This is a genomic window from Cohnella silvisoli, from assembly GCF_021190915.1.
Lineage (GTDB): Bacteria > Bacillota > Bacilli > Paenibacillales > Paenibacillaceae > Cohnella > Cohnella silvisoli.
Genome location: NZ_JAIOAP010000006.1, coordinates 69,834 through 85,332, shown reverse-complemented (window position 1 = coordinate 85,332; position 15,499 = coordinate 69,834). Strand labels below are relative to the sequence as shown.

At 49.9% G+C, this 15,499-nt stretch carries 16 protein-coding genes; 9 read left to right on the top strand and 7 right to left on the bottom strand.

Annotated elements, in window-relative coordinates; translation table 11 throughout:
- The first annotated feature begins 106 nt into the window (after positions 1-106).
- Entirely contained in the window at positions 107-868 is a 762-nt protein-coding gene (locus tag K7P76_RS13170; protein ID WP_232185763.1) for a class I SAM-dependent methyltransferase, read from the top strand.
- Complete coding sequence (locus tag K7P76_RS13165) at positions 865-1,881, top strand: MBL fold metallo-hydrolase (protein WP_232185762.1); 1,017 nt, start codon at positions 865-867, stop codon at positions 1,879-1,881. Before K7P76_RS13170 ends, K7P76_RS13165 begins: the two co-directional genes overlap by 4 nt.
- Positions 1,882-2,794: 913 nt before the next feature.
- On the opposite strand, the gene K7P76_RS13160 is transcribed toward K7P76_RS13165, so the two are convergent.
- Positions 2,795-3,343 (bottom strand): phosphatidylglycerophosphatase A family protein, encoded by a 549-nt coding sequence (locus K7P76_RS13160; RefSeq protein WP_232185761.1) that lies wholly within the window; start codon positions 3,341-3,343, stop codon positions 2,795-2,797.
- A gap of 156 nt (positions 3,344-3,499) precedes the next feature.
- Here K7P76_RS13160 and K7P76_RS13155 point away from each other — a divergent pair, with 156 nt between their 5' ends.
- A complete protein-coding gene (locus tag K7P76_RS13155; protein WP_232185760.1) occupies positions 3,500-4,573 on the top strand; it encodes a GerMN domain-containing protein in 1,074 nt (357 codons plus the stop codon).
- A 4-nt stretch (positions 4,574-4,577) separates the two neighbouring features.
- On the opposite strand, the gene K7P76_RS13150 is transcribed toward K7P76_RS13155, so the two are convergent.
- Genes K7P76_RS13150 through K7P76_RS13140 form a run of 3 tightly spaced genes read right to left on the bottom strand, consistent with a single transcriptional unit; the run spans position 4,578 to position 8,168 of the window.
- A complete protein-coding gene (locus K7P76_RS13150) occupies positions 4,578-5,675 on the bottom strand; it encodes a Ger(x)C family spore germination protein (RefSeq protein WP_232185759.1) in 1,098 nt (365 codons plus the stop codon).
- 18 nt (positions 5,676-5,693) lie between these two features.
- Entirely contained in the window at positions 5,694-6,839 is a 1,146-nt protein-coding gene (locus K7P76_RS13145) for a hypothetical protein (RefSeq protein ID WP_232185758.1), read from the bottom strand.
- Positions 6,840-6,842: 3 nt separating this feature from the next.
- The gene (locus K7P76_RS13140; protein ID WP_232185757.1) at positions 6,843-8,168 is read right to left on the bottom strand and encodes a spore germination protein; all 1,326 of its coding nucleotides are present in this window, start codon (positions 8,166-8,168) and stop codon (positions 6,843-6,845) included.
- A 164-nt stretch (positions 8,169-8,332) separates the two neighbouring features.
- Here K7P76_RS13140 and rph point away from each other — a divergent pair, with 164 nt between their 5' ends.
- Together rph and K7P76_RS13130 are read left to right on the top strand one after the other, a co-directional pair.
- Positions 8,333-9,082, top strand: a complete 750-nt coding sequence (gene rph / locus K7P76_RS13135; protein WP_232185756.1) for a ribonuclease PH — start codon at positions 8,333-8,335, stop codon at positions 9,080-9,082.
- On the top strand, positions 9,079-9,720 hold the full coding sequence (locus K7P76_RS13130) for an XTP/dITP diphosphatase (protein ID WP_232185755.1): 642 nt from the start codon (positions 9,079-9,081) through the stop codon (positions 9,718-9,720). Before rph ends, K7P76_RS13130 begins: the two co-directional genes overlap by 4 nt.
- Positions 9,721-9,768: 48 nt before the next feature.
- On the opposite strand, the gene asnB is transcribed toward K7P76_RS13130, so the two are convergent.
- Complete coding sequence (asnB, locus tag K7P76_RS13125) at positions 9,769-11,625, bottom strand: asparagine synthase (glutamine-hydrolyzing) (RefSeq protein ID WP_232185754.1); 1,857 nt, start codon at positions 11,623-11,625, stop codon at positions 9,769-9,771.
- 135 nt (positions 11,626-11,760) lie between these two features.
- Here asnB and K7P76_RS13120 point away from each other — a divergent pair, with 135 nt between their 5' ends.
- The 4 genes from K7P76_RS13120 (at position 11,761) to phnW (ending at position 13,956) form a co-directional block, all read left to right on the top strand.
- The gene (locus K7P76_RS13120) at positions 11,761-12,087 is read left to right on the top strand and encodes a hypothetical protein (protein WP_232185753.1); all 327 of its coding nucleotides are present in this window, start codon (positions 11,761-11,763) and stop codon (positions 12,085-12,087) included.
- A gap of 27 nt (positions 12,088-12,114) precedes the next feature.
- On the top strand, positions 12,115-12,453 hold the full coding sequence (locus tag K7P76_RS13115) for a hypothetical protein (protein ID WP_232185752.1): 339 nt from the start codon (positions 12,115-12,117) through the stop codon (positions 12,451-12,453).
- A gap of 44 nt (positions 12,454-12,497) precedes the next feature.
- Positions 12,498-12,629, top strand: a complete 132-nt coding sequence (locus K7P76_RS33125; protein ID WP_255678505.1) for a hypothetical protein — start codon at positions 12,498-12,500, stop codon at positions 12,627-12,629.
- A 214-nt stretch (positions 12,630-12,843) separates the two neighbouring features.
- A complete protein-coding gene (phnW, locus tag K7P76_RS13110; RefSeq protein ID WP_373692388.1) occupies positions 12,844-13,956 on the top strand; it encodes a 2-aminoethylphosphonate--pyruvate transaminase in 1,113 nt (370 codons plus the stop codon).
- A gap of 39 nt (positions 13,957-13,995) precedes the next feature.
- Here phnW and K7P76_RS13105 read toward each other — a convergent pair whose 3' ends face one another.
- Both K7P76_RS13105 and K7P76_RS13100 read right to left on the bottom strand, forming a co-directional pair.
- Positions 13,996-14,424 carry an EamA family transporter gene (locus K7P76_RS13105; RefSeq protein ID WP_232185750.1) on the bottom strand — a complete coding sequence of 143 codons (429 nt, stop codon included), beginning with the start codon at positions 14,422-14,424 and terminating at the stop codon, positions 13,996-13,998.
- 38 nt (positions 14,425-14,462) lie between these two features.
- The gene (locus K7P76_RS13100; RefSeq protein WP_232185749.1) at positions 14,463-15,353 is read right to left on the bottom strand and encodes a YihY/virulence factor BrkB family protein; all 891 of its coding nucleotides are present in this window, start codon (positions 15,351-15,353) and stop codon (positions 14,463-14,465) included.
- Positions 15,354-15,499 lie beyond the last annotated feature (146 nt).

The following is a 15,499-nucleotide window of genomic DNA, read 5'->3' as shown; positions in this document are numbered from 1 at the left end:
TGATTGCCCTTATCGGATTGGGACTTGGTGTAGGAATGATGTTATGATGGAAATTAATGATTGTTAATTCTTAAGGGCAACAAAGCATAAAAGGAGTAAAAGACTCATGGGAGATTGGTTTACCACAAGTTTCGGCGAGGACTATAAAATCGTCTACCGCCATCGAAACCGGGAAAATGCGGAGAGAGAAATCGGCGAGATGATGGAATGGATGAAATTACGGCCCGGTTGTCCCGTGCTCGACATCGGCTGCGGGACAGGACGTCATGCGCAAGCGCTCAAAGCGCTTGGTTATGAAGTGACCGGATTGGATTTGTCCGAAGTTCTGCTGGCCGAGGCGCGACAAAATGATCCTGATGGATGCATCGTTTGGGTTAACGGGGATATGAGGCAACTACCGTTTGGCAGCGAATCCTTTGAAGCTACCGTGAACTTCTTCACTTCTTTCGGTTATTTCGATGATTTCCAGGATAACGTCCGCGTATTGCAAGAGATGAAACGGGTTTTGAGGCCGAACGGCCGTTATCTAATCGATTACTTGAATCCGGCATACATTAAGCGATGCTTGGTTCCGGTATCGGAGCGGGTGGACGGACCTACGGGTTTACGGATAACGGAGAAGCGTACGATTGAAGATGATTTCATCGTCAAGAAAATAATAGTGACACCGCCTGCGGACGAAAAGGGCAACTTAGGCGAGAGCCGACGATACGAGGAGCGTGTCCGGCTTATCGGCTTTGAGCAATTCGAGCAAATGCTGGCGGAAACGGGGCTTGTGCTAGATCGAGCATACGGCGACTACGATGGCAGCGCTTATGCGGCGAACAGCTCCAAACGTCTTATTCTATTGGGGAGACGATTGGGATGAACGAAAGCATCAAAGCAGTTACAGAGCTTGCGAATGGCTGGTTGCAGGTTAAAGTTCCGTTACCTTTCTCGCTGAAATGGGTAAACGCCTATCTTTTGCCAGAGGAGAATGGCTGGACGCTTATCGATCCGGGTTTGCATACGAATGAAACCGAACATTTCTGGCTCGCAGTCATGTCGGAATACGAAATCCGTTGGCAGGATATTCGAACTATCGTGGTAACCCATCATCATCCCGACCATTTTGGAATGGCGGGTTGGTTTCAGCAGCGAACGGACGCGACTGTTTATCTATCCCAAGTTGCCCTTGACAGTGCCAATAGGCTGTGGAGCGAGCACGAAGCTTTCTCCGATGAGTTGACCGAGGCATTCCTCATGCATGGGATGGCTCCGGAATTGACGGAAGATATGAGAGAGCACATGCGTGGATTTCGGGAAAAGGTGTCTCCGCAACCGGCGGATTTGTCGATCTTGCAGCCGGGCGGAACATTCGGAATGGGCGGAGTGGAATGGAACGTCCTGATGGGGGAAGGCCATGCTCCCGGACATCTGATCTTCTACGATAGCGTGTCCGGCTGGCTGCTGTGCGGCGATCAGATATTGCCGGACATCTCGCCGAATATCGGTTGGATGCCAGGCGGAGATCCCGACCCGCTAGGCTCTTTCCTGAACAGCTTGCAGGAGATGTTGCCGCTTGAGGTCAAGATGGTTTTCCCGGGACATCGGGATCCGTTTTCGTTGTTTCGGCAGCGTATAGAGGAACTTATAGACCATCACGAACACCGGTTGATGAAGATGGCGGAAATAATCGGTAATGAGGATAAATCCGCGTTCGAGGTATGCGAGCTATTGTTTAGCCCCCGGCTTAGGAACAATGCCCACCAGCTTAGGTTCGCGCTCGCGGAAACGATAGCCCATCTTATTCGAATGGAACGGCGCGGGATCGTTATCCGTCTGGAGTCGGAATCTTCGCCGGAAGGACTCTCCCGGATCCGTTATCGTCTAACCGTATAAAACAGAAAAAATCCGATTAATCGCACGTGGAACAACTTCCAATACAGGGAGAACTAAGTAGTAAGGTGCTCCTCAAACCATTATCCATGAATAACCTCAAAAACGATCGATTTGATTCATCGCATCCCCTTTACAATTAAATAGCGCCGTCCCTCCGGGTATCCCCCGAAAGAACGGCGCGTAATCGATTATTTTGCGCATGGCGAGCAACATACATCCTCGTCAAAGTCGGAAAAAGCGATTTTAGGAGTAAACTAGTGGCAGTGTGCTACGGAATAGAAATTACTCGATTTTTTAGCACAATTCCTCCTCGGCAGCCCCGTCACGCGCAAGTTACTCGATTTTTTAGCACAATTCCTCCTCGGCAGCCCCACCACACATGAATTACTCGATTTATTAGCACAATTTCCACTCGGGAGCCCCGTCACGCATGAATTACTCGATTTATTAGCACAATTCCCACTCGGGAGGGTAGCGTCACGCATGAATTACTCGATTTTTTAGCACAATTTCTCCCCCGCTGCCCCCCGCTGCCCCCCGCTGCTCCCCGCAGCACCCTAACACGTGTGAATTAGTCGGTTTTTTCGTTACTACTCCTACTTAGGTCGATCAGAAGCTGAATTGTCCGTGAAGAGCAGAAGTTAGCGAGGAGATACGAGGAGGTATTGTTTGAGAAGGGTGGAAATGACACCTATTTCGCTGTGAGGTTTTTCAAATTCCTATAAAAACAAAGAAAAAAATCTCCCCGGATTTGGGGAGACCTAAGTAGTAACCTCTGAAGCAGCTAAATGTCGGCAGATAAGCGAAGAGAAGGGTATAACCTACTCCGCTCCAACAGAGGCAGATAAGCGAAGAGAAGGGTATAACCTACTCCGCTCCACAGAGGCAGATCAGCGAAAGGGAAGGTTGCAACCTACTTCGCGCCTTCTTGCAACGCTTCCTCGACCGCTTCGCGTTCCGCTTGTTTGCGATGGGCGATCCGGCTAGATGCGGCAGCTGCAATCGCACCTACGATATCGTCAAGAAATGTATGGATTTCGCCGCTGTTTTTGTCGTTTAATTTTTTCAGGACGCCGGGCTTAAGTTTGTCGATGTAACCGAAATTCGTAAATCCAATGCTTCCGTATACATTTACAATACTTAGCGCTAATATTTCATCGCAACCGTATAAGCCTTCGTCATAAGAAATCATATCTTGCAGAGGAGGCAGCAGTTTGCCTTCTTCGGCGAGCATATCAAGCTGGATACCGGTAAGCACCGCGTTCTGCACTTCGCGCTTGGATAATACCGACTCCACGTTAAGGACGCATTCTGCCAGCGTCAGTTCAGGGAAATAATCTTTTTGCAGCAGCATAACTAACTGTCCGATCTGTTCCTTGTTCACTCCGCGTTTCATTAGCCATTGCTCTGTTGCTTTGGATACTTCCTTGCTGTTAAGACGATACACGTTCGGTTGGGACATGAACAACACCTCTTTCCGAAGCCATTGGCCTCAGTCATGAACTTGAGCGGGACAAACATACATAATTGTTCCGGGGGCTCGTATACATAGTACTACAAATGGGAAGCCGGTGGAACGGCGGCCCACCCTTATAAATACGAAGATGGGAGGATTTTAATGATGAGAAAAATGTCCTACCGAAACAAATGGTTGATGAGATGGGGGGCTTTGCTGCTGCTTCTGCCCCTATTATCCGCATGCGGCCGCGGTCCGGGTACGGCCAAGGATGAGACTGCAAGCATAGACCCGCCGCCATCCTCCGTCGAGCAGACGATGTTGAACGACACCGTCACCGCTCACGACACTAAAGCGACCGACGTTGTGACCGTTTACTTGCTTGATCGCAACGGGTACCTTGCTCCGATATCCATGAGAATGGATGCGGAACAATCATCGCCTCGGTCTTCCGCCGAAGAAGCCATCACTTGGATGACCGCAAATGAACAGCTCGCGGATCAACTTCCGCCTGGATTTACAGCAGTGTTGCCCGCAGGAACGAAAGTAAGCTCGGTTACCGAGAATAAGTCTGAAGGTTCGATTTCCATTGATTTTGCAGCTCCATTTCCTAGTTCTATAGCCTCGCAAGAACGGAAGGTGCTTGAAGCGCTCGTGTGGACTTTGACGGAAATACCGGGAATCGACAAGGTGAAGCTTTCCGCAGCAGGCAAGCCGTTGACATCTCTCACTTCCTCAGGGTTACCCATTGATCAAGTGCTCACTCGCGGCGTAGGCATAAATCTGGAGACAGGGCAAGGAGTACAGGTCAATCGCTCTATGGCGGTCACCTTGTATTTCTCGGCCCAATCCGCTGAAGGCGAAGGTTACTTCGTGCCGGTAACCCGTCTCATTAACCGCCAAGCCAACCCAGCCAAAGCGGCGCTAGAGCAACTGATACTTGGGCCTCAAAAATCGAAAGCCTTAAAGCCGGTACTGACCTCGGACATGACGATCGAGAAACTAACGCAAATGGCGGATACCGTAAGCGTATCTTTGCAAGATGCGGGTTGGATGCCTCAGTCGCCCGTTCCTTCAGAGATGATGGAAGCGCTCGTCCTTACTTTATCCGAAGCAACCGGAATGCCTCAGGTTAGAGTTGTCATGAACGGAGACGACTCATTGGTAGATTCGGACAATCGTTCCTATGATCACCCCGTCATTCGCCCGACAAGCATTAACGCGCTTGTCAGGTAAACGACTATCGAATGAGGCCGGGTTTGGCGATGACGATCCGGCTTTGGACATGGAATTTAACGGAGGGATAAGCCGCCATCCAATGATTCCATTCGTTGCTTCGGCCGAAGTAAGTCGCTAAGTAATGAAGCCCGAAACCGTAAGGATCCACCCCTGCGTCGCGGACCTTGTACAATAGGTCTTCCAACTGGTTGTTGAATTCCGTTTGCATATGTTTTTGGATTTGCTGCATGTCTCCCCCTAAGAAATTCGGAGGGCTCTCTTCCATGAAGCCCGTGGCACGGATATGAAAAGTGATTTCCGGGATATCCGAATGGCTGATATTCGTTCGCGTCTTCACTTGCGAGAGGGCCAATACAACCCTCGTACCTTGAAAAGGAATGGCGATGACGGACTTATCGTAATGTTTGGCCGATATGTTGAAGAGCTGCGTCTCCTCCGAATTCAAGCAGAGGCGCAGCTTTTTTTTGTCCAGGAAAGCGACTTTGTCCACTCGGTAGGAATTGCTGTCGATATCCCTTCTAACGATCGGCAAGTAGCCGTCTTTACCGGTTTCCGACTGTCGGCGTGCCCAATCGAACAAGTATTCCGTTACGGAGTAGGAAGACTCCGTTCCTTCGCTTCCGAAAGATAGGAACAGGGCATTGCCTGGATAGCGCTCGGATTGAGGATGCAATTTGAGGACATGGAAGGAATTTGGCTCGGCCATTCCCAAGAAGGCCACCATTTGAATGTCCCTGCGGCGGGATAGCCATTTTAGAGGTTCATCCACGCCTCTTTCCATTAACGATTTGCCGAATAGAATAACGCGGCAATGGCCGAAATCCAATTCCTTATCGACTAGCGATTTAATATGGCGTACGGATTCGGCGATGGTCGGGGCTTCGATGGATTCAAGTTCGGTTTTGGCCTCCCCGCTCTCGATTTTGGAGGTGGGGATGGCCAGTCTAAGCGTTACCCGGTAAGTGCTAGGCTTGCTGCCGCGGTCGATTCCCATCGCAACAACGAAAAACCTTTTGTCTATGTCTTTGAAACCGCAACCGTTAACGCCGCATAACATCGATAACAGGAGCGCGAACAGAAGTGCTTTTCGGTATCGCATTAGACTCTACTCCTCGATTCAGGTATCCGTTACGGCTGCATCCCTCGGAATGGGGGGCTGCTTTTTCTTCTTCCGACTGCCTCTGAAGACAATCCAGCCGAGCAGTACGGTTGTCGTTATGTCTACGAACGTCCTAGTGATAAGCCAGTATTGGTTAACCCACTGGTTTCGTTGTTCATTCGTCCAGAAGGCATATACGAAGGTCAGTATGGCAAAGGCCAGATTAATCCACCAATTGACCGCCGGAGCCGGGAACTGCTCTGTTTTGGGCTTGTGCTTAGGGTGGCAAGCTTTAAGGAATTCCATGGCGGTGTGCCAAGTATTCATGGCGAACATAAGCGACAAAGCGGTATAGAGCAGCAAGAAGATGTAAAGTACCCGATACACAAATCCATATTCCATGATCATGGAATCGGCGGTGATGCTCCAGATGTACAAGTAATCGGCTACTCCAACGGTGCCGTGAAATCCGATGGGAATAAAGAAAGAGACGAGAAGGAAAAAGGAGCAAAACAACGGAATGATCCAACGATACTTGATTTTCGCCCCCGCCGGAAGAAGCCGATTGAATATGCCGAGCGTGTTATAGCCGGCAAAAACGAAAGTAGCGGCGCACAAGGAGACGAAAGATGGGGCGGTGCGGATATAACCGGACGTTACGCGAATCGCATCCCAATCCAACCAAGGGCTGAAAATGGCTTTGAACAAAATCATGAGAATAAGGGGAGTGCATAAAAGCATCATGATCTCGTGCGCGAACTGTACGGAACGCGAGCAACGGCTCGCTCCCCATACGCCGGCGAGAGTCATAAGCAGCATGAAAAGATACGGATTCATATCGGGATTGAAAAACTGCTGGATCGTTGCCGAATAGGAATAGATGACCAGCATGCCGGCCATAAACCAAATAAATGCAGCCAAAATTAAAATGACGACCGTGACGCCATGGGAGAAGTAGGTTCTAATAATTTCAGCGAACCCCATCCCCGGAAACCGCAGAATAAAGGAAATCGTGAGATAGGAAATGAGGGTGCCAAAGACAATGGCTATCGCCATGCCTGACACTGCACCGTTAAATCGATGTTGAATGAGCGTCCAAGGGACGAACAGCATGACATTGATCATGCCGACGTAAATGACGTGATAGTAGAAGTATCGTGCCATGATTCAATCCTTCCCATGACCGGAGTTCATTTGATTTTTGGGCGTGAAGAGGGCCAAATAAGGCTCTCCGAAGCTTCGCAGACTGCATAAATAGACGATCATGGCGAAGAACATAACGGCTACCCCGCTGATTCCGTAAATCATGGCGATAATAACGAATGGATACTTCATCAACCTTACGGATTGGCTGAAATTAGGATTAGGGACAACGAAGTTGGATATGGCCACAACCGAAGTAACGATAATCATAATGCTGCTGACAAGACCCGCTTGCTGGGCGGCTTGACCTAGAATGAGACCGCCTACCGTCGTCGCGGTCGAGCCAACGAACCGGGGAAGGCGAATGCTGGCTTCAATTAGCGCTTCAATCATGAATAACATAATAAATACTTCCACGAACGAGGGATAGGGAACCCCTGCGCGGCTGCCATCAATCGTAAAAGCAAGCTGAACGCGGAAGATTTCCGGATTGTAGGAAACGATAGCAATATACACAGCCGGCAAAATAACAGTAAGGGATACGGCCATGTACCTCATGATGATGAGAAAACGGCTAATCCAGTAGGATTCGTAATCGTCGTCCATAGCATGCATGAAATCGAAGAGCCTAACGGGCAGGACGATGGCGAATCGGCTTCCGTTCATGAGAATGACGATTTTTCCTCGGCGCAGCATGACCGCAACACGATCGGGACGTTCCGTCTGAAGCAGAGTAGGGAATAAACGATGGCTTCTGTCCGTTAACTCCTTGACCAATTGACCGGAGGCTTGCAACAAATCGATGTTTACATTTTCCATTTGCTTAAATAACATTTTAAGAACGTTCTCGTTCACTAACTCCGAATCATATAGAACTTGGATGGAAGTATGGGAAAAGGATCCTTTGTCAAAGGGCTTAACGGTTAGGATGGATTTGTTGTAGCGAATGCGAACGAGAGAAATATTAAGGTTTATATCCTCCGTGAAGGCGGATTGAGGTCCTTGCAGGGAGGCTTCCACCTGGGTGGTGCCCACCTCAGTTACGAAAGTGCGGTCGGATTTGAAAGAGTAGCACTGGCCGTCGATTTCAAGCAGAACGTTTCCTTTCAGCAGAAGGTTAGCCCATTCTTCGCTTTTGTCTTGCTTTTGATATTTGGGATTGGAGTGAAGCATTCTGCGAAATTCGTCCGGATCGAAGCGGTACGAGAAGGGGACTAGAAGGCCGTCTTTGATGCGTTCGTCGCATAACGAAGGGAAATAGGCGAGTTCCATTCTCAAGTAGCCGTTGTCGAGCGTATCCATGAGCAAGTCCGAGGCGTTTTTGAATTCGTTTTTGATTTGTTCCAGCATATTTAGAGCCCCCTCTTATCCTTCATTTTCCATCCTTTGTATATTGCCCCAAGCTCTACAGATCATACGTCTTCGTTCCCGAAGCAGGGAGCGGATGACCGTTGATGCTTTTACGTTCAACCTTTGGTAAAATAGTGAGGATTCAGTAACCGGGAGGCCAAACAATGAGATCCGATGGTAGACAATTCCGTGACGTGCGACCTTTCGCCGTTACGCTGCATCCGAATAAATACGCAGAAGGTTCCGTGCTAATCGAAGCCGGCAACACTAAGGTTCTCTGCACAGCATCCGTTGAAGAGAGAGTTCCTCCTTTTCTGAAAGGACAAGGCAAAGGCTGGGTGACGGCGGAATATTCCATGCTGCCGAGAGCGACGCATACCCGTAATCAAAGAGAGGCCGTGAAAGGCAAGCTGACAGGGCGAACGATGGAAATTCAGCGTCTGATCGGACGTGCGCTTCGTTCGGTCGTAAATTTACACGCGCTTGGCGAAAGAACGATTACATTGGATTGCGACGTGCTCCAAGCTGACGGCGGTACGCGGACAACGTCCATTACCGGCGCATATATCGCACTAGCTCTAGCCATACATAAGCTGGCTGGAACGGCGTCTTTCGATAAGTACCCTCTGACGGACTATTTGGCTTCTATAAGCGTCGGAGTCATTCAAGACCAGGCGGCCGTTGACTTGAACTACGAGGAAGATTCCAAAGCTAAAGTGGACATGAACGTAGTAATGACCGGTGCGGGTGCATTTGTAGAAGTCCAAGGCACGGGCGAAGAGGCCCCGTTTACCCGTACGGAGCTCGATAACATGCTGTCTCTAGCCGAAGAAGCGATTCAGAAGCTCATTAAGCTGCAAAAGGAAACATTGGGAGCAGCGGGGGATCGGATTGGATCTGGAGGAAAGGCATGATCGAGGCGGGGAGCACGATTGTTCTGGCCACGCGAAATAAAGGGAAGACGAAGGAATTTCGCGAAGCTTTCCAGAAGATCGGAATAACGGTTAAAGATTTGTTTGATATCGAAGGCATTCCTTCGATTGAAGAAACCGGAGTCACATTCGCGGAGAATGCTTTTCTGAAGGCGAAAGCTGTCGCGGACATTGTAGGCTTGCCGGTGCTCGCGGACGATTCGGGGCTGTGCGTGGATGCCTTGGACGGAGCGCCCGGCGTATATTCAGCTCGTTATGCAGGCGAAGATGCGAGCGATGAGGATAACAACTTGAAGTTGCTTCGGGAGTTAAAGGCTAGGGGAATTGACGTTGCTGCTCATTCGGGGGAGGGTACGGAGCCGGAATTGCTTAGCAAAGCTCGGTTTGTATGCTCGCTTGTCCTATATGATCCGGCAGACGGCAGCCAACTGCAAACCGAAGGCGCGGTTGAAGGGGATATTCTCGGTAGTGCCCGCGGTACCGATGGCTTCGGGTATGATCCGTTGTTCTGGGTTTCCTCGCACGATCGCAGTATGGCCGAACTTTCTCTAGAGGAAAAAAACGCGATCAGCCATCGCGGGCAAGCTTTACGTCGGTTGCTCGATCTAATCGTCAAATAAAGAAAGGGGTTCCCGTAAGCAAATTTCTTACGGGAACCCGTGAACTTATCACAAAACAAATTTAACCTTGTATTGTCTCAACCAGAATTCCATTTGGAGCAAATAGGCGAATAGCTGCGGCCCGGACATGAGTTGCCCGAACCAAGGCAGATGAGAGTTGGCGTCGGACGTTGCGGCCAGCTCTCTTATTTTTGTTTCATTAATGAATGGCAAGAGCGGACAATTCGGATCATCAAGCCTCTCGAGAAGCTGTGCTCGAACGGCTGCTAAATAATTCGGATTATGCGTCTTCGGATAAGGGCTTTTTTTTCGATACAGTACATCGTCCGGCAGAACGCCCTCAAGCGCTTTTCTCAGGATGCCTTTCTCTCTGTTCCCAGCCGTCTTGATTTCCCAGGGGATGTTCCACACATATTCAACAAGCCGGTGATCACAGAATGGAACGCGTACCTCAAGGCCGACGGCCATGCTCATCCTGTCCTTGCGATCGAGCAAGGTGGGCATGAACCGGGTGATGTTCAGATAAGACATGCGACGCATCCTTCTGTGTGCTTCGTCTTCCCCGGGCAACTCCGGAACTTCGGCAATGGCGTCGGAATATCGATCGGACAAGTATTCATGAGGACGAAGCTGTTCCCTCAGTTCTGGAGACAGCAACTCAGCGCGCATACTCGTTGCCAGCGACCAAGGAAACGTGTTCGCCTTCAAAGCTTCCTCCCGATGAAACCACGGGTATCCGCCGAATATCTCGTCCGCGGCTTCGCCTGATATGGCAACGGTAGCTTCCTTCTTGATTTCCCGGCAAAATAAATACAACGATGCGTCGATATCCGCCATACCTGGGGAATCTTTGGCAAGCACGGCGGCTTCGAGCGCTTTAACGAGTTCGGGAGTGTCGAACTGGATAGGGTGATGGACGGTCGATAGGTGACTGATCATCCGGGTTATCCAGGGAGCGTCGGAATTGGGCTGGAATTCGTGAGCATGAAAATGCTTGTCGTTGTCGACATAATCGACCGAAAAAGTATGAACGTTTCCTTGATTGGTGTTTCTATAATAATTGACGGCTAACGCGGTCAAGGCGCTTGAATCTAATCCTCCGGAAAGAAGCGTGCAGATCGGAACGTCGGATACCAGCTGCCGCCCGACCGTGTCTGCGAGCAAATCCCCGACTTTTTCGGCGGTTTGGGATTCATCTTCCTCATGTTCGGCGCTCTCCAGCTGCCAATAGGCGGATATCTTCATCCCATTGCGATCGTATTGGATGCAGTGCCCAGCCTTCAACTCATGGAAATTCCGCCATATCCCATGTCCTGGCGTACGGGCAGGACCGATCACGAACAGTTCCGCAAGCCCTTCCGCATCGACTTCGGCTGGGACGTCCGGATGCGCCAATATTGCTTTGGGCTCCGAGCCGAACATCAGCCTTCCCTCTTCCCGACGGTAAAAAAGCGGTTTGACGCCTAGCCGGTCCCGCGCCATGAACAATTTCTCTTCATCCGTTTGCCAGATCGCGAAGGCGAATATGCCATTAAGCTTCTCGACGCATTCCGGTCCCCACTCCACGTAGGACAATAGCAATACTTCCGTATCGCAGGTCGTCCGGAAGCGGTGGCCCAAGCTTTCCAGCTCTTTTTTAAGCTCTGGCGCATTATAGAGTTCACCGTTATACACGAGCACGTAGTCGTGATTGTCCGCGTTTTTGACGGGACGAATCATCGGCTGGGCTCCGTTCGCCGGATCCATAACGGACAATCGGCGGTGACCGAAGGCGCAATGGCGAGATAACCAAGTGCCGGAAGCATCGGGTCCTCGGAGTTCCAGCGTCTCGGTCATGGTCTCGATCGTGTCCGCCTGCGTCGTCAAATCCTCGTTCCAGTCAATCCATCCGGTAATTCCACACATGTGCCTTCAACCCTCCTCTAGGCTTAACAACCGATCATAAGATGGATATGCGAAAAAAGGCATAAAATGTATGTCCGCAGGGAGAAAATACGTTATAGAAACGGTTCATTACCGGGAATGGAGACGAATTGCCCAATGACGGATACGAAGGCTCAGCAATCGGAAAGAAAAACTTATTACGTAGCGGTTGGGGCTAGACAAATATTGGAGGATCGCGAGGCTGCATCATTCGAGTTCGCTATCCATGCCAATGAGGACGAGCTCAACAAACTTCAGGAGCTGTTCGAGGAGTCGCAAGACGCGGATGAAGACGAGGCTTTTTCCTTCAAAGGATTGCCAACGGTGAGCGACGTTCCGGACAATGATACTTACAATGCTTTAATCAAAGAAATCTACCATATGCTTCATAAGCTTGGCACCCCAGAAACCAAGAGATATATCGAGGCGATGAATATTTTATAGGAGCTCGCTAGGAGGGGAATTCATTCTATGATTAAGGTAAAAGAGGCACAGTTTCGCCGGGTATTGGACCGGGGCGGACAATTATACGCCGAAGTGGAAGTGTTTACCGATCATCAACGCGATCCGCAGATGTTGGCCTATTTTCGCGCCGGTCCGAATGGTTCTTTTCCATTAGTAAGGCTAATATCCAACGATGCGAACCAAGAAATCGATTGGTTTGACAACAATTTGCATTCCGCGTTCGAAGACGTTATGAAGCCCATTTTCACGTCGCCCGACCATCTGTCCATCAACGATCGGGATGAATTCGCCGCGCAGATCATGTCTTATCCCGGGATTGCCGAAGCGCTGGATAGAAATTTGTGAAATAAGGACAAGGGTTTGATTAATCGGGAGGTGAGAAGAGACAAGTGGCAGATAAATTCAAGAAAAACAAAGGGAATCAAATCGCCAAGAAGGGCGAGGAGTTCGTGGAGGAAACGCTCAAGAACAACACTTTCCATCCCGCTCAGAACAACCCGGCCCAACCGCATAATCGTTAATGGAAACATGGAAATGCCAAGCTGTCCACCCGTTGACCGGGTTGGACGGCTTTTTATTACCGTTGCATTCTGGCCAATCGCACAATAAACAAGGAGAAAACAACTAATCGAAATAAAAAACAATAAATTTACTTGTTATTAATAGCGATTTTACACGGGTATCTTATAGTGAGGGTAGACCTTATCGGTCCTCTCTACAACATGCGAACTAGGAGTGAAATTCGTGAAAAAACAAGGCAATCCTTATTTATTGTTGACGCCCGGTCCTCTGACGACGACCCCAACGGTTAAGTCGGCGATGCTCGGCGATTGGTGTACATGGGATCGGAAATACCTCGATTTGGTGCAAAATATTCGCTCGCGGCTCGTTGGGTTGGCGACTCGGAATCCAGAGAATTATACAAGCGTTCTGATACAGGGCAGCGGCACCTTTGTCGTCGAGTCCGTAATAGGTTCGGTAATTCCTTACCACGGAAAGCTCGCAGTTCTGATGAACGGCGCTTATGGGGAGCGGATTGCCAAGATGGCAAAAGTGATCGGCATCCAAACGGTAGTAATCGATTTCGGTGAAACTTCGCCTGTTGACGGAGCGCAACTGGAAGCCGTGCTATTAGAACAGCCGGACATCACGCATGTAGCCGTCGTACATGTTGAGACGACGACCGGCATGCTTAACCCAATTGAAGAAATCGGTCGTGCAGCCAAGCGGCATGGCAAAGTGTATATCGTGGATGCCATGAGCAGCTTCGGGGGCATCGCATTCGATGTTGCGGATCTGGATATCGATTTCCTCGTCAGCAGCAGCAACAAATGCATTCAGGGGGTGCCTGGCTTCGGCTTTGTCATCGCCAAGACGTCATCCATGCTCGGATGCGCCGGACTTGCCAGATCGCTGTCGCTGGATTTGTATGATCAGTGGGAGACGATGGAGCGAGAGGGCGGAAAATGGCGATTTACATCGCCTACTCACGTAGTGTACGCTTTTTACCAGGCATTGCTTGAACTGGAGCAAGAGGGCGGCATCGCGAGACGCCAAGAAAGATTTACGAACAATCAACGGGTATTGGCGAAAGGGATGGCGCGTGCTAGCTTCAGGGCGTTGCTCCCGGAACATAACCAATCCCCGATTATCACATCTTTCTATTACCCGGATAACGAATCGTTTTCTTTCGCGGAGCTATACGAGCGGATCAAGGAAGAAGGCTTCGTCCTCTATCCGGGTAAAATATCGTCCGCCCCGACGTTCCGCATCGGCAATATCGGAGACGTGAACGTTTCCGACATGGAACGGCTGACGGAGAGCATCGAATGTATCCGTTTCTGGTAAGGGAATACGCGGTTTATCACATTTACTGGAGGGAAAGGTTTATTTGAGCGCTACAAGTATAGCACCTGCCCCGATTAATACCACTCCGATGGCGTTCATCAGAGAGATCTTTTCGCCTAGGAAGAAGAATGCAAGCGCGACGGCAAGGACGACGCTCAACTTGTCGATCGGTCCGACTTGCGATACTTTCCCGCCTTTAAGCGCAAGAAAATAGAACAGCCACGACAACGCGCCCGCGACTCCGCTCATCACGATGAAGGTCATCGCTTTTTTCTGCGCCACGATTTCTCCCAATTGGTTGAACTTCCCCTGCACGACGACGACTCCGAGCAAGAACAAGGCCATAATGACGGCGCGGATAGCGGTTGCGGAGTTGGCGTCGATGTCCTTCAAACCGATTTTGCCGAATATCGCCACCAATGCTGCGGTTGCCGCCGAGAGCAGCGCATAGATCAACCAAGTCCCCATTTATGTACTCCTCCTGCCGATATAACCTATTTTCTGTATTATACCGTTTTCTTGTTCATCCAAGGCAGATGCAGCCCGAATTTTTTCGTTTCGCATTTCTCCTTGCCTTCCTTGCTAAAGGTTATCGTTGCGTTGATTTCGCCCCCTAGCATGACGATAATCGAGCTCCAATAGAGCCAAATCAACAACACGATTATACCGCCGAGACTGCCATAGGTTTTCGTATAATTGCCGAATTGGTTTACGTAGAAGGAGAAAAGAAATGAGGAGCCGACCCAGCTTACCGTAGTGAATAAGGAGCCAGGAACGACATCGCGCCAAGAAATCAAGCGATTAGGCATGACCCGGTAGAGCAGCATAAAGACGCCGAATAGCGCGATTAGCGGTATGGCGAGTTTAAGAATGCTCCATGCCCATGGAAATCCAGCCGGGTAGTTCAGCCATTCGAACAAGTATTGTCCGATGATTTTTCCGAAAACGAGCATTAAAATACTGATGAGGATTACTACGGCAAGCACGACGGTAGCCAGAACCGACAATCCCCGGACTTTCCAGAACGGCCGTGTTTCGGCTTCGTCGTAGGCTTTATTAAGACCCTTAATAATCGCGTTAACGCCATTGGAAGCCGCCCATAGCGTAGCCAGCATTCCGACGGATAGCAAGGTGCCGTTCTCGGTTAGCATGACCTCGTTAACGCTGCTGCGTACGGTATCGCCTGTCTCGGAAGGCAGCATGTGAATAAAATCGCCTAACAGTTCATCCGCGGATACGTGCGCGAAACCTACAAGGCTAACGAGGAAAATCAAAAAAGGAAAGAAGGCAAGGATCAAATAATAAGTCAGTTGGGCGCCAAGGGAGGGTACGTCGTCTTCCCGGAAACGCGAGATCAGACATTGGACGAAACCGATCGTTTTATTCGTTTTCTTCATAGATGTGGCCTCCTGCGTGTTGGGCGAAGTATTAAGTCTTATTACCCGCGCAGGGGGAGGGGATTAACAAGGGAAGGAACTTTGAGTTGCCGGACGTTACGTATATCGTTTTTTAAAATAAAAAAACCCGACAAGTATCGGGTACG

What these genes read in the sequence shown, in the direction of transcription:
- K7P76_RS13170 (WP_232185763.1), top strand. Translation starts at nt 107, where the DNA reads ATGGGAGATTGGTTTACCACAAGTTTCGGCGAGGACTATAAAATCGTC.
- K7P76_RS13165 (WP_232185762.1), top strand. Translation starts at nt 865, where the DNA reads ATGAACGAAAGCATCAAAGCAGTTACAGAGCTTGCGAATGGCTGGTTG.
- K7P76_RS13160 (WP_232185761.1), bottom strand. Translation starts at nt 3,343, where the DNA reads ATGTCCCAACCGAACGTGTATCGTCTTAACAGCAAGGAAGTATCCAAA.
- K7P76_RS13155 (WP_232185760.1), top strand. Translation starts at nt 3,500, where the DNA reads ATGATGAGAAAAATGTCCTACCGAAACAAATGGTTGATGAGATGGGGG.
- K7P76_RS13150 (WP_232185759.1), bottom strand. Translation starts at nt 5,675, where the DNA reads ATGCGATACCGAAAAGCACTTCTGTTCGCGCTCCTGTTATCGATGTTA.
- K7P76_RS13145 (WP_232185758.1), bottom strand. Translation starts at nt 6,839, where the DNA reads ATGGCACGATACTTCTACTATCACGTCATTTACGTCGGCATGATCAAT.
- K7P76_RS13140 (WP_232185757.1), bottom strand. Translation starts at nt 8,168, where the DNA reads ATGCTGGAACAAATCAAAAACGAATTCAAAAACGCCTCGGACTTGCTC.
- rph (WP_232185756.1), top strand. Translation starts at nt 8,333, where the DNA reads ATGAGATCCGATGGTAGACAATTCCGTGACGTGCGACCTTTCGCCGTT.
- K7P76_RS13130 (WP_232185755.1), top strand. Translation starts at nt 9,079, where the DNA reads ATGATCGAGGCGGGGAGCACGATTGTTCTGGCCACGCGAAATAAAGGG.
- asnB (WP_232185754.1), bottom strand. Translation starts at nt 11,625, where the DNA reads ATGTGTGGAATTACCGGATGGATTGACTGGAACGAGGATTTGACGACG.
- K7P76_RS13120 (WP_232185753.1), top strand. Translation starts at nt 11,761, where the DNA reads ATGACGGATACGAAGGCTCAGCAATCGGAAAGAAAAACTTATTACGTA.
- K7P76_RS13115 (WP_232185752.1), top strand. Translation starts at nt 12,115, where the DNA reads ATGATTAAGGTAAAAGAGGCACAGTTTCGCCGGGTATTGGACCGGGGC.
- K7P76_RS13105 (WP_232185750.1), bottom strand. Translation starts at nt 14,424, where the DNA reads ATGGGGACTTGGTTGATCTATGCGCTGCTCTCGGCGGCAACCGCAGCA.
- K7P76_RS13100 (WP_232185749.1), bottom strand. Translation starts at nt 15,353, where the DNA reads ATGAAGAAAACGAATAAAACGATCGGTTTCGTCCAATGTCTGATCTCG.